At 59.9% G+C, this 13,618-nt stretch carries 9 protein-coding genes; 6 read left to right on the plus strand and 3 right to left on the minus strand.

Annotated elements, in window-relative coordinates:
- Positions 1-420 precede the first annotated feature (420 nt).
- A complete protein-coding gene (locus tag EEB11_RS18765) occupies positions 421-1,287 on the plus strand; it encodes a hypothetical protein (RefSeq protein WP_135434051.1) in 867 nt (288 codons plus the stop codon).
- A gap of 7 nt (positions 1,288-1,294) precedes the next feature.
- On the plus strand, positions 1,295-2,467 hold the full coding sequence (locus EEB11_RS18770; protein ID WP_135434053.1) for a hypothetical protein: 1,173 nt from the start codon (positions 1,295-1,297) through the stop codon (positions 2,465-2,467).
- 738 nt (positions 2,468-3,205) lie between these two features.
- Here the strand turns inward: EEB11_RS18770 and EEB11_RS18775 are convergent.
- From EEB11_RS18775 to EEB11_RS18785, 3 genes are all read right to left on the minus strand, one after another.
- Positions 3,206-3,991, minus strand: coding sequence for a glycosyltransferase family 25 protein (locus EEB11_RS18775; RefSeq protein ID WP_135434055.1), 786 nt, complete (start codon positions 3,989-3,991; stop codon positions 3,206-3,208).
- Positions 3,988-4,353, minus strand: coding sequence for a transposase (locus tag EEB11_RS20505; RefSeq protein ID WP_435531124.1), 366 nt, complete (start codon positions 4,351-4,353; stop codon positions 3,988-3,990). Before EEB11_RS20505 ends, EEB11_RS18775 begins: the two co-directional genes overlap by 4 nt.
- Before the next feature lie 343 nt (positions 4,354-4,696).
- Positions 4,697-5,725, minus strand: coding sequence for an IS110 family RNA-guided transposase (locus EEB11_RS18785; RefSeq protein ID WP_135434057.1), 1,029 nt, complete (start codon positions 5,723-5,725; stop codon positions 4,697-4,699).
- 735 nt (positions 5,726-6,460) lie between these two features.
- Between EEB11_RS18785 and EEB11_RS18790 the strand changes: the two genes are divergently transcribed.
- The 4 genes from EEB11_RS18790 (at position 6,461) to EEB11_RS18805 (ending at position 13,483) form a co-directional block, all read left to right on the plus strand.
- Positions 6,461-8,434, plus strand: coding sequence for an N-6 DNA methylase (locus EEB11_RS18790; RefSeq protein ID WP_210134469.1), 1,974 nt, complete (start codon positions 6,461-6,463; stop codon positions 8,432-8,434).
- Positions 8,431-9,633, plus strand: coding sequence for a restriction endonuclease subunit S (locus EEB11_RS18795; protein ID WP_135434061.1), 1,203 nt, complete (start codon positions 8,431-8,433; stop codon positions 9,631-9,633). The genes EEB11_RS18790 and EEB11_RS18795 overlap by 4 nt, the downstream gene beginning before the upstream one ends.
- Positions 9,634-9,705: 72 nt before the next feature.
- The gene (locus EEB11_RS18800; protein WP_435531125.1) at positions 9,706-12,738 is read left to right on the plus strand and encodes a type I restriction endonuclease subunit R; all 3,033 of its coding nucleotides are present in this window, start codon (positions 9,706-9,708) and stop codon (positions 12,736-12,738) included.
- Positions 12,725-13,483: a M48 family metallopeptidase gene (locus tag EEB11_RS18805; protein WP_135434065.1), complete on the plus strand. Its 759-nt coding sequence runs from the start codon at positions 12,725-12,727 to the stop codon at positions 13,481-13,483. Before EEB11_RS18800 ends, EEB11_RS18805 begins: the two co-directional genes overlap by 14 nt.
- Positions 13,484-13,618 lie beyond the last annotated feature (135 nt).

Below are 13,618 nucleotides of genomic sequence, written 5' to 3' on the forward strand. Positions count from 1 at the left end.
TACACAGCCTCGGCGGAAAGCCGACTGACCGCAGTGCGGCAGGGCTTCCCTGATCCGCAGGCACCACCCGGGCTGAAAATGCTTGAAAGAGCGCTCTTGTCGGGCCACATAGCAGTTAGATGGAAGGCCATTTGGAAATCTCGGGTAAGCGGCTCGAACGACTCAATCAGGAGAAATACGTCGCCATGCCTAACCCCATAGACTCCTTGCCAAGAGCCGTTAACCAGTCATGTCGAGGACTTTGGCGAGAGCCAGATCACCGGTCGTAATCATGCCGATGTCAAGAAACCCGTCGCGTTGCTGCGTCTGCCGCGTTATGGGCTGAAGGCCACCAATTACCTCCGCCGGTTGTGGTGGATGTTGCGGCATGGCGAACTCTGGCGAAAGGACCGGGCACTTGCATAGTTTGACGACCCTACTTTGCCTGCCAAGAAGCGACTGCAACCCAGCAATATCTGGAATCCCATCGTGCCCCTGATCAGCACTAGCAGCCGAGACATGCCCCTGAAGCCGGCGGCCATGGTTTTTCAACTGGGCGAGATCTGGCGCGAACAAGGTCTCGAAGTGCATGTGGCGCGCGATTTTCACCCCAGCGCCGACCTTTGCATATTGCACCACGACCGCACCTTTGTGTCCCCCGCTGACATCCCGCCGGCACCCGCGGGCGTTCGGGTGCTAAACGGTGCGGCGAACGATATCTCTAAGCGGCGGTATTCTTCGTTGCTGGTAACACCTGACAGCGACTGGACCGGCCCCGTCATCCTTAAGACCAATCTCAATCACTTCGGCGCCCCTGAACGACGTGACGGCAAGACCGTGGGCGGCGAGTTGCGCAAAAAGCTGGCGACACTCTCCTGGCGCTTGGCGCGCCGGTTGCCGCCCAAGGACTACCCAGTGCTGGACGGTATCGGCGTGGTGCCCGATTGGGTCTGGCGGAACGAAGACCTGATCGTCGAGAAGTTCCTGCCCGAAAGGCACGAAGGCCTGTATTGCCTACGCGGCTGGATTTTCTTTGGCGCAGAAAGCTATGGCTACCGGATGTTTGCGACTCACCCGCTGGTCAAGGTCAAGTCTATCGTAAGCCACGAATATCTGGACCAGCCGCCCCCAGAGCCGATCCTGCGCAAGCGCGAGGAGATGGGTTTTGACTTTGGCAAGTTCGACTATGTGGTTCACGATGGTCAGGCGATCCTGCTGGATGCCAACAAGACGCCCAGCCTTGTCCGCAGCGCGCGAAGCGAACGCGTGATGCGCTTGGCGCGCGGTGTGCAACCCTTTCTGAAGTAGTATTGCCATGGCCAATCCGCTGACGCCGATCGATGTTTTCTTGCCCGATGACGCGGCCTTCATGGCGCGCACCGAACTGTCGCAGATGCGCCGCCTTGGCATGAACGCGTTGAACCTTGATACCGTCACCGGCCATGCGTTGGGCGTGATCGGGCGGCGTCCTTCGGTACGCCATCAGGCCTGCGTCACTGACGAGATCCTGGCGTTCCTGACGGATGCAGGCCTGCCGATCTTGGAAGACATTCGCGTCTATCGCCACGCCGATCAGGCCGAGCGTCATGCTGACGGGCTGATCGCCTCCGGATACCGGCTGTTTGGACCCTATCCGTTGCGAGAAGGGCGCTTTGTCCCTCAGGCGCAGCTCGTGCCTTCGTCGCTGTGGCGCAGCCTGAACAGCAAGGCCAACCTGGGCCAGCTGGTGCCCTCAGAACATCTCGCACCCCGCTGGATGTGGCGTGAGGGTGGCGTTCCGGAGCTTCCAACCGGCGGCGTATATCTGAAATATGGAGGCACAGAGGCCACTGGCGTCGGCCATTGCGTCCGCTATTGCCCTGATGCCGACAGCTTTGCCCGGGCGCTGGACTGGTTTCGGGCCGAGGGCTGCGCCGATCAGCTGGTAATGGAACAGGCAATCGACACCGATATCACCTGGTGCGCCAATGTTTCGGTTACTGAAACGGGATGCCTCTATCTTGGGGCTGCAGAACAGCTTCTCAATGCGCCCGGCCAGCAGTCTGGCAGCATGATTGATCCTGATTTCCCTTTTCCCCAAGCAGGCATAGATCTTGTCATCCACATAAGCGAGGTGGCACGGGCGCGGGGCTATCTTGGCATCGCCGGTTTCGATATCGGGCGCGCCGTTGACGGCCAGCTGATAGTGTTTGATCCCAACTTTCGGATCAACGCCTGCACCGGTCAGGTTCTGTTGCACCCTGCCGCAAGCACGCGGTCCGGGCTTGGGGTCAGCCGGTCGTTTCACGTCACCAGCAAGCTGGCCGCTGACGAGCTGATGAACCGGCTTACCCCGCCCATCGCAGATGGCTGGCTGGTTCCAACCCGGGTGATCGATGGTCGCTGGCTTGACGCGGACGCTCCGCCGGCCGCCTGCACTGGCTTTGTGCTGGGCCGTACGCGCGAAGAGGCGGCGGCAAACCTCTTGCTTTTGAAAACCATGGTTTGAAGCTAACCAGTCAGCATCTGCGCCATTCTGACCTATAGAAAGTTCAGGGATCGGTACTTTGGCCTGCGCAAACTTGCCGCAACCGACAAACATGAGTTTGTCTCGCTCTGCGCCGCCCTCGACACGGAGCACCGCTTGATCCCGCCGAAATTACCCCAGACCGTTCGTAAATATCCGCCTAAGGCCGACTGGCTGTTTAGTAGCCTGAATGCATATCGAGTTTCCTTGTGGACGCGTCGTAACCGCCCGGTTTTGATCGGCCGAAAGCGAGGCAGCGGTTCCCCCACCTACCGAATTGCTGTCCGAGACCACCTGACGGCAACCGATAGCCGATGTCGATTATCGACAACTGCTAGTGTTACGATTGATTTTTGAACGTAGACGAGACACTCTTGAGCGGCCGGCGGTAGCCCGATGCACGACCGTCCCGCAACCAACCGATGGCCGCTAGAATTTGATGACCGATGGAGGCCTTCACAGGGTCGTTGAAAGCCTGGGGAAGCGAGTGGGGGATGATGCTGTCCCATTGAGTGGTGTAGCTGGCACTGATCGTCACCGTAATGCTCGGCGCGGGCCTGCATTATAAGGATGCCGCAGCGGGCAGGCTGATGACAAGGTCATCGCCCAACCGCGACGCCGTGGCGACTGAATTCAGGATAATGGTCAAATGGGCTGCATACTGCGTCGCCGAGATTGTCTGTCGCGCGATGATGCTTGAAGACGAGCCTCTTCATCCCGTCACTCATCGCGGATAGACAGGGGCGCTCTTCGCCCAGGAAAGGCCCCGGTGCGGACAAGATAGAAAAAGCGGCGCAGATAGTTGACTGCTTTCAGCTGGTAATGAGGTAGACGACGGTACCATTTGAATTTCTTTACCTTGGCGAAACCTACACCTGTGATGGTGGAGACATTCTGGTCATCCGGGTGCGACGCGAAGGGCTCAAGGCCGCGCTGCCGGTAATCATGCACGAAGAAGCGGTTGAGTTCGTGGTCCAGCGCGCGGGTCTGAGGCCAGAGTTCCGACACCAGCTTTCTGGCTACGTCTTTCTTGATCAGGTAGCACGCATTGCCCGTGAAGGGACCGACGTACGCGTTGAGTCGATAGTTGCCCAGGGTCCCTTGGGTTACCGGCAGCTTCGCGCGGATGGCATTGAAGCGCACCAGGTCCCAATGCTCGCGCCCTGCCAAGGCGGTGGCAAGCGCTTCCAAAAAGTCGTCATGGAACACGACGTCGTCCTCAAGGATCATTGCCACGTCGTGGTCCGAAGCTATGAAGGCCTCCCATACCGCAAGATGCGAAGCATACACGCCAAGCTTTCCGGGAAGCAGAGACATGCCCATGTTTCGCTGGTAAGCGGCCTCGTCGGCGCCCTTGAGCAGCTCATCGCGCCGCGCTCTTCCATCAATTGCCGGAAAAAGCTGCCAGGAAAGACCGAGCTTGGTGAGCTGATGCTCCATCGCCGAGCGCCGACCCACGTCGGTGGGCAAGTTGATCAGCCAGACGCCGATATCTTCGACCTTCATTCGAGTTCCATCCTTGGACTGCATAAGTCGTGCGTCGCGTCATTGGGGCAAAGTCTCAAACTGCTCTCGAATCTTGACAGGTACGTATGCATGCGCAGCACATTAAGCGCGTGTTTCATAAAGGACCAAACAGGCCTCTCGGGCCAGCACATGGTGGTCGGATCTGGTGTCCGCCCTTTGCGCGCCAATGTCCGCCACGAGGACACATGGTTCGCCGGCACCCCGTGCCGCCGCGCAACGGCGTTCACGGTCACGCCCGGCATCAGCGTCTCCGCCACGATCCGCGCCTTAACCTCATCCGGCCACTTCCGGTTCCGACGGCCACGGCCGCCAGCCGGGAGAAGCTCCAATACAGACTCCATGGAGAAACTCCATCCCAACAATCATCACGGTCCAATGAACCGATCAGGATGTCGTGCGGAAGGTGGGAGGCAGCGAACGTGTGTGGACGCCCCCCTGGATGCAAGCGGAATCTTAGGTTCGTTTGGGCATGTGATCAGGTGCGGTCGTGTGTCCGGCCTCGAAGATGCGGCCTGTCATGCGCCGCGGGCCTGTATGGAGATATGCAGGTCAGGACCAGTTCGCTTACCCGCGCTCGGAAGCGCTGCGTTCGCAATGATGGTTCTCTCGACCCGGTCTCTTGACCGTCTGCCCTTACGTTCCCTCGCCCCCTCTCACATCCGGCGACAACCCGACGATAAAGGCCTATGAGGCCGCCATCGCCGGATCCCTGTAATCTTCACCCTTGCGCAGCAGCGCCCAAGCTGTGCGCGCCATTCGGTTGGCCAGCGCCACCGCGACCAGCATCTTCGGCTTGCGTGCCATCATCCGTCCCAGCCAGGACCCACCGGGAGCACCCTTCCGTGCGGCCCATCGCACTACGGCGACGGCTCCCACGATCAGGAGCCTTCGGATGTCGCGCTGTCCCATCTTCGAGGTTCGGCCCAGCCGGTCCTTGCCACCACTCGAATGTTGTCGCGGCGTGAGGCCGACCCAGGCGGCGAAGTCCCGACCCTTCGAGAAGGTCTCCATAGGCGGCGCGAAGGTGGTGATCGCCGCCGCGGTCACTGCCCCCACTCCCGGGATCGTCGTCAGCCGTCGCGCCGTGTCGTCGGTGGTCACGCGCTTGCGCAGCTCGGCATCAAGGCCCGCGATCTTCTCGGCCAGTCCGGCAATCTGATTCAGCATGAGGCGTGCGAGGTCGCGCACCGCTGCCGGCAACATGCCGTCATCGCCATCGATGATGGCTGCGAGGCGCCCGACATGCGCCGGGCCGGCAGGGGCCACGATGCCCTGCTCGGCCAGATGAGCACGCAGGGCATTGATCGTCTGGGTCCGTTGGCGAACCAGAAGGTCTCGGGTCCGATAGGCCATCGCCGCCGGCTGCTGGGCCTCGCTCTTCACAGCGACAAACCGCATGGTCGGCCGCGACGCCGCTTCGGCAATCGCCTCGGCATCGGCCATGTCGTTCTTCTGGCGCTTCACGAACGGCTTCACATAGGCGGGCGGGATCAGCCGCACCTCGTGGCCGAGATCGCCGATAGCCCGGCCCCAGTGATGCGAGCTGGCACAGGCCTCCATCGCCACCACACAAGGCGGCTGCGCCGCCATGAACTTCAGCAGCTGCGCGCGCGACAGCTTCCGGCGGAAGACCACCGCCCCGTCAGACCCGGCGCCATGCGCCTGAAACACGTTCTTGGCCAAATCCAGGCCGATGATGCTAACTTCTCCCATGGACGCTCCCCTCTGTAACGGTGCTTCAACACCCGCCACCATGGGACATCGATGCCGCCGGGGGGCGTCCACCCCATCGCTTGCTCTTCACCTATCCGCAGTACGCTGCGGGTCTGATCGGTTGCGGTCAGTTGTCCTGAAGCCCTGTCCTGCAAAATAATGGTTTCTGTACTGGAACAGGCCGATGAAGCCCTGTCTGTCGAGCGGATACCGTTTCAGGACTTCACCGCACCCAAGGTCAAATTCGTCGATTTCCGGAACATTTACTGTTCCATGATCTACTGCAGGCATGCAATCATTATCCGGAACACCCACCTTCGGAACTACGCACGGATAGTCCATGGTGTTGCTCGGCCGCCAAATCGGATCACATCTCGGGATCGTGCTCGTCGTTCCAATTCAAAAGCGGTACCCAAGGTTCAGAGTCGAATCTTCCCGTGCTGGATATGAATGCGGGACGGGCGGGCGCAAACGGTGGCTGGAAACGAGTCGAGAGCGCGTTTTGGCAGGCTTCTCTTTCGGGATCATCCGCATCATCCGGAAGTTTCTCGGCTGTCTCGCGATGAAGGACCACGCATTCAAGTGCGTCGAGGCTTAGCCCGCCTGGGAAAAGGGGCTCTCCGTCCATGTCGACAGGTACCAACAGAACGTTGGCGGACTGGGCAACCGTACTCTCTGCCAAGCTCTGCGGGGGATGCATCGCTTTACAAGGACTACATCCTCACGCTGCTCTTCGTGAAATATGTCTCGGACCGGGCAGACCAGCTGGATGCCCTGATCGTCGTGCCGCCGGGTGCGTCGTTCACCGACATGAAGGCGCTGCGAGGTGCGCGGAACATCGGCGAAGGCATGGACACGATCATCGCCAGCATCGCCGAGGAAAACGACCTGACCGGCGTGATCGACCGGGCGTTCTTCAACGACCCCGAAAAATTCGGGCGTGGCACGAAGATGATCAGCACGCTCACGGCGCTCATCAACATTTTCAGCCGGGAAGAACTGAACTTCTCGAAGAACCGGGCTGACGGCGACGACATCCTCGGCGATGCCTATGAATACCTGATGCGCAATTTCGCGACCGAGGCGGGCAAGTCAAAGGGTCAGTTCTACACCCCAGCCGAGGTCTCGCAAATCGTGGCTGCCGTCGCCGGGGTGAGCCGGGCAACCAGCCCGCGGCAATCCGTCTATGACCCGACATGCGGCTCTGGCTCGTTGTTGTTGAAGGCCGCCGAAAGCGCCCGCGTGCCGATCTCGATCTTCGGGCAGGAGATGGATATCGCGACCCGCGGCCTCGCACGCATGAACATGATCATGCACAACCGCGAAACCGCCGAGATTGCTCAGGGCGACGTGATCGCCGAGCCGCATTTCCTGGCGGATGCCGAAACCCTTCAGACTTTCGACTTCGTCGTCGCCAAGGGGTTCATCAAAGACGGCAACAAGAACCGCCTGCGCGCCCGCGACATCCACAAGATCACCGATGCCTTCACCCGGGTGCAGGAAATCCCCGGGTATTCGCGCCTTGTTCCGTATGCCGAGATCATCCGGAATGATTTCAACCTGAACATCCCCCGCTACATCGACGGCAATGATCCGGAAGATCTTCAGGATATCACCGCCCACCTGCATGGCGGCGTGCCGGAACGCGACATCGACGCGCTGGCCGATTTCTGGGATGTCATGCCCACCCTGCGCGCCACCCTGTTCGGGCCTAACCCGCGCAAGGGCTATGCCGACCCGCTGGTTGCCCCCGATCAGGTGCGCACCACCATCCGGAATCATCCGGATTTCGCGGCCTTCCGTGCGCAGATCGCACATGTCCTGAACGGCTGGATTACGGAAAACACGCCCGCGCTGATGGGCATCCAGCAGGGTGACCACCCCAAGGAACTTATCCACACCATCGCCGAGGATATGCTGACCCGGTTCGACCCGGCCCCGCTGGTCGACAAATACGAGGCTTATCAGCGCCTCATGTCCTATTGGGCGGACACCATGCAGGACGATGTGTTCATCATCTCGGGCGGTGGGTGGATCGCCGCCCGCGATCTGCGCGAGGCGCGCAAGGAAACCGGCAGCGATGGTAAGGTGAAATGGCTGGAAGAGGGCGACCTGACGGTGAACAAGATCCGGCTCGTGGCCGATGTCATCCCGCCCGCCCTGGTCACGGCGCGTTTTTTTCCGGAACTTAAGGATGCGCTGGATACTGCCACCGCGCGGGCCGAGGGACTGGGGCGCGAGATTGAGGAACTGGCCGAGGAGCATGGGGCCGAGGGCGGGCTGCTGGCCGATGCCCTGACTGACACCGGCAAACTGACCGCCGCATCGGTGAAGGCGCGCGAGAGATCGGGCGAGGCAGATGCCGAGGAACGGCCCCTGTTGAAACAGGCGGACCGGTTGATCGAATCCGAGACTGCCGCCAAAAGGGAGGCGAAAGAGGCCGAGGCGGCGCTGACCGAGGCGGTGTTGAAGAAATACCCTGCCCTGACCGAAGACGACATCCGCGCCCTTGTGGTGCAGGACAAATGGCTGGCCGATATTTCGGCGGCGATCGGGGCCGAGGTCGAGGCGCGGACCGAAGGGCTGACCGCCCGCGTGCGTGTGCTGACCGAACGCTATGGCCAGACCCTGCCGCAGATCATGGACGATCTGGGCGTGCTGGAGGCGCGGGTGGCCGGGCATCTGGCGGCGATGGGGATAGCGGGATGACATCGCCAGGAAGCGAGTGGCCAAATGTGCTTCTCGACAGTGTCGCACGTCGAGGAAGCGGCCATACCCCTAAGAAGGGAGTGCCCGCATATTGGAACGGTGGCATTCCTTGGATCTCGCTCCAAGACAGCCAAGCTCTCGACCGGCTGGCCATCCACGAGACTGCTGTTGAAATTTCTGCCGTCGGCCTTGCGAACTCATCAGCCCGACTGCATCCGCGTGGAACCGTGGTCTTGAGCAGAGATGCGGGGGTCGGAAAGAGCACGATCTTGGCGAGGGACATGGCTGTTAGCCAGCACTTCATTGCATGGACATGTGGCCCCCAGTTGCATAACGCGTTCCTGTATTTCCTGTTGCAGCATCGAAAACCAGAGTTCGAAAGAATCGCAATCGGTAGCACTATTCAGACAATTGGACTGCCCTACTTCGAATCCTATGAAATTCCACTCCCTCCCCTGCACGAACAACAGGCAATTGCCGCCGCGTTGTCGGATGCGGATGGGGTGGTGGCGGGGTTGGAGCGGGTGATCGCCAAGAAGCGCCTGATCAAACAGGGCGCGATGCAAGACTTCCTCACCGCCCGCCGCCTTCCGGGGTTCTCGGGGGAATGGGAGAAAGCTTCGCTCGGATCAGTCCTCAGGCGGTCCCCATCTTACGGAATCAATGCGCCAGCTATGCCCCGAGGCACTGGCGGCTTTGCCTATCTGAGGATCACTGACATTGACGATGATGGCAAGGTGGACCCGTCTGGTCTGCCATCGGTCAGGGAAAGCGCCAGCGATCATTACCTTCTGTCGGCGGGAGACATCGTTGTTGCGCGAACCGGCGCAAGTGTCGGCAAGTCTCACTTGTTTCGAGACATCGGGGAGCCTGTAATTTTCGCAGGCTTTCTTATTCGCCTCTGTCCTGATGAAACGAAAATAATGCCCTCGTTCCTTTCGCAGTATATGCGCACGGAAAGGTATTGGGATTGGGTTCGTAAAAATTCGGCTCGCAGCGGCCAGCCCGGGGTCAACGGACAGCAGCTTCGCATGATCACTTTCCAGCTTCCGAATATTGACGAACAGCAAGCCATCGCCGCAGTCCTGTCCGACATGGACGCCGAAATCCAGACCCTCGAGTCGCGCCTTACCAAGGCCAAGGCGGTGAAAGTGGGGATGATGCAAAACCTTTTGACAGGGCGGGTCAGGTTGGTCTGACTGGGCTGACATTATTTTCAGGGGTATTCAGGGATGCAGATAGGTCAGCCGGAACGGGCCACCCAAAACCGTATGATCGCTCAGTTGTGCGGCGATACCTCGGGCACGGTCGGCGGCCTCGGCTGGCGCTATCTGGGCGACTGGCACAAACGCACCGGCAACGCGAATATCGAACCCGGCCTGCTGCGCCCATGGCTGCTGTCGCGCGGCTATGACGCCGACGTGGTGACCAAGGCCATTGCCGAATTGCAACGCGCCGCGCGGATGGACGGGCTGAAACTCTACGAGGCGAACCGCGCTACCTATGAGATGCTGCGCTATGGCGTCCAGGTCACCCCCGGCCCCGGCGAAGCCCCCGTCACTGTGCGCTTTGTCGATTGGGACAATGTGGCCGCCAATGATCTGGGCGTGGCCGAAGAGGTGGCGATCACCGCAAAGAACCCCAAAGCCTATAACAAGCGCCCCGATCTGGTGATGTATGTGAACGGGATCGCGATGGGCGTGGTGGAGTTGAAGAAATCCACCATTGATCTGGGGACAGGCATCCGCCAGACGCTGGACAACCAGCGCGCCGAATTCGTCCGGCATTTCTTTACAACCGTGCAGATCACCTTTGCTGGCAATGAGGTGCAGGGGCTGCGCTATGCCGCGATCCAGACCCCGCAGAATTACTGGCTGGCGTGGAAGGAAGACAGCGAGATCACCGCGCGCCTCGCGCGGGACGTGGCCCATATGCTGACGCCCACGCGGTTTCTGGAGGTCATCAACGATTTCATCCTGTATGACGCAGGGATCAAGAAGATCACCCGCCCCAACCAGTATTTCGCCGTGAAAGCTGCGCAGGATGCCGTGCGTGCGCGGCAGGGCGGGATCATCTGGCAGACGCAAGGATCTGGGAAAAGCCTGATCATGGTGATGCTTGCCCGCTGGATCCGCGAGGCGCTGCCCGATGCCCGCATTCTGGTGGTGACCGACCGCAAGGAGCTGGACGGGCAGATCGAGGCGGTTTTCGGCAATACCGGCGACAAGGTGCGCCGCGCGCGGTCCGGCGCTGACCTGCTGGCCGCGCTGGCCGACCCCAAGGAAAGGGTGGTGTCGTCTCTCGTGCATAAATTCGGCCGCCGCGAAGAGGACGAGATGGGCGCCATGATCGCCGAGATCCAGCGCGGTCAGATCGGCGCCCCCGTGGGCGAGTTCTTCGTCTTCATCGACGAGGCGCACAGGACACAATCCGGCAAACTGGCCCGCGCCATGCGGATGATCCTCCCCAACGCGGTGTTCATCGGCTTCACCGGAACGCCCCTGTTGAAGACCGACAAGCAGACATCACTAGAGACGTTCGGGCCGTATATCGGGAAACCGTATCGCTTCAATGAGGCGGTCGAGGATCAGGTGGTGCTGGACCTGCGCTATGAGGCGCGGGATATCGACCAACGGGTCAGCTCACCCAAGAAGATCGACGAATGGTTCGAAGCGAAAACCAAGGGCCTGACCCCTGTGGCCAAGGCAACCCTGAAACAGCGCTGGGGCACCTTGCAACGGGTGTTGTCCTCCAAGGACCGGCTGGAACAGATCGCCAATGACATTATCATGGATATGGAACTGAAGCCGCGCCTGAAATCTGGCCGGGGCAACGCCATGCTGGTAGCCGGGTCAATCCCCGAGGCCTGCCGGTTTTTCGAGATCCTCCGGAATTCCGGGTCTGACCTCGCTGGGAAATGCGCGATTGTCACCTCCTACACCCGCAACGCCTCCGAGTTGACTGGCGAAGAATCCGGAATGGGCGAGACGGACAAGCAATATGTTTACCGTGTCTATGACCGGCTGATGGCCGATCTGGGCACGGATGAAGAGGCCTATGAGGTGGAAGCCCTGCGAAAGTTCCGGAAAGAACCCGCCCAGATGAAGCTGTTGATCGTGGTCAGCCGCTTGCTGACAGGCTTCGATGCACCGACAGCCACATACATCTATATCGACAAGCAGATGCGGGATCACGGGTTGTTCCAGGCGATCTGTCGGGTGAACCGCCTGGATGGTGAGGACAAGGATTTCGGCTATGTCGTGGACTACAAAGACCTGTTCAAGAACATCGAGGCAGCGGTGGATGATTACACATCGGAAGCATTCGATGCTTTCGATGCCGAGGATGTTGAGGGGCTGATCTCGAACAGGGCTGAAAAGGCTGGCGTCGACCTGACAACGGCACGGGATGCCTGGTTCGGTCTGTTGGATCCGGTCGAGCAGCCCAAAGGAGATGACCAGATATTTGCCTACTTCTCTAGCCCTGATGGATGGGAAGCTGATCCGGACGCCGAAGAAAAGGCGCGGCGGCGTCAGGCGCTGTACAAGCTGGCGGGGGCCTATGCTCGGGCCTTTGCCTCAGTCGCAGAAGACCCGGCTGCCAGTGGTGTGAATGATCTGCAACTTGCTCAATATCGTGGAGAAGTCGAGAACGCCCTGTCGATCAGGGATGCGGTGCGTTTGCACAGCGGCGACGCTGTCGACATGAAGCAGTTCGAACCCGCGATGCGCTATCTGATCGACAGCTACATCAAGGCAGACGGGTCCGAGGTGATTTCCCACCTTGATGACATCAGCCTGATTGACCTAGTTGCGAGCAAGGGTGCTGCGGTTGAAGACGGGTTGCCCGGTAGACTCAAGGGCAATCGGGAAAACGTGGCTGAGGCTATCGAGAACAATGTGCGCCGGCTGATCATCGATGAAACCCCGGTGAATCCGAAATTCTATGAACGCATGTCGGAACTGCTGACCGATCTGGTCCAGAAACGGCGCGATGACGCCATCGCCTATGCCGAGTATCTGGAAGAGATCGCAGAACTAGTACGATCGGTGAAGGCCGGTCATGGCGGGGAGTATCCTGCATCCATATCTAGCCCCGGGAAGAAAGCCCTCTACGACAACCTTGATCAGGATGAAGCACAGACACTCATCGTGGACCGGGTGATCCGTGGCACGGCACAAACCGGCTGGCGGGGCAACAGGATGAAAGAACGAATGCTTCGGAGAAAGCTGGAAGAAGTCCTTGAAGGTGAAGAGGCCATCGATCTGGTCATAGAAATTATCCGGTCACATGATGATTACTGACGTGATCGAGGTGGCGGGACTGTCTGTCGAGCTTGTCCGAAAGCCGATCAAGAACCTGCATATCGGGGTCTATCCGCCGGCTGGTCGTGTTCGGGTTGCAGCTCCGCCTGCCATCAGTGAGGACGCGGTACGTGTGGCCATTGTTACCCGCTTGGCCTGGATCAAGAAGAAGCAACGCGAATTTGCCGGGCAAGCACGCGAGACCGAACGTCGGTATGTGTCTGGTGAAACCCACCATGTATTTGGAAAGCCTCTGCGCCTCATGGTCCGATCGTCTGCGCGTCGCGGATGCCAGATCCAGCTTGAAGGAACCGACCGCCTGGTAATGGATGTGCCGGGATCAAGTACGCCCGCCCAGAAAGCAGATTGGCTGGCCGGTTGGTATCGACAACAATTGAAGCAGCGCGCGGGCCCAAAAGTTGTGAAATGGGTGGAGAAACTGGGCGTACCCGAACCCCGCTGGGGTATCCGCCAGATGCGAACCAAGTGGGGTAGCTGCAATCCAGACAAGCGCATAGTCTGGATCAACCTAGATCTCGCCAAGAAGCCGCTGCACTGCCTTGAATACGTTATCCTGCACGAAATGGCCCATCTGATTTCACCACGTCATGACACAGCATTCTTGGATATTCTAAACCGCCACATGCCAAATTGGTGCCAGACCCGGGAGGACCTGAACGCGCTGCCTCTCGCAGCTGATCCTTGCCTAACTCGAACAACGTCGGGGCCGGGGCAGGACTCATGACGCCTTTCACCTCTGTACATGATCCGCGGGAACTCCCGTGCTATTGTATTGAACAAGTACCATGGGTGGATAATGCAGGTCGTACTCGGCCCAAAGCAGTCTCTCAGTGAACTTCGTGATTTCACGGCTTGCTCT

The sequence above is a fragment of the Pseudotabrizicola sediminis genome (assembly GCF_004745575.1).
In the GTDB taxonomy this organism is placed as follows: Bacteria; Pseudomonadota; Alphaproteobacteria; order Rhodobacterales; family Rhodobacteraceae; genus Pseudotabrizicola; species Pseudotabrizicola sediminis.

Excerpts from the sequence above, each read along its gene's own strand:
- EEB11_RS18770 (WP_135434053.1), top strand. The coding sequence starts at position 1,295 with ATGGCCAATCCGCTGACGCCGATCGATGTTTTCTTGCCCGATGACGCG.
- EEB11_RS18775 (WP_135434055.1), bottom strand. The coding sequence starts at position 3,991 with ATGAAGGTCGAAGATATCGGCGTCTGGCTGATCAACTTGCCCACCGAC.
- EEB11_RS20505 (WP_435531124.1), bottom strand. The coding sequence starts at position 4,353 with ATGGAGTCTGTATTGGAGCTTCTCCCGGCTGGCGGCCGTGGCCGTCGG.
- EEB11_RS18785 (WP_135434057.1), bottom strand. The coding sequence starts at position 5,725 with ATGGGAGAAGTTAGCATCATCGGCCTGGATTTGGCCAAGAACGTGTTT.
- EEB11_RS18795 (WP_135434061.1), top strand. The coding sequence starts at position 8,431 with ATGACATCGCCAGGAAGCGAGTGGCCAAATGTGCTTCTCGACAGTGTC.
- EEB11_RS18800 (WP_435531125.1), top strand. The coding sequence starts at position 9,706 with ATGATCGCTCAGTTGTGCGGCGATACCTCGGGCACGGTCGGCGGCCTC.
- EEB11_RS18805 (WP_135434065.1), top strand. The coding sequence starts at position 12,725 with ATGATGATTACTGACGTGATCGAGGTGGCGGGACTGTCTGTCGAGCTT.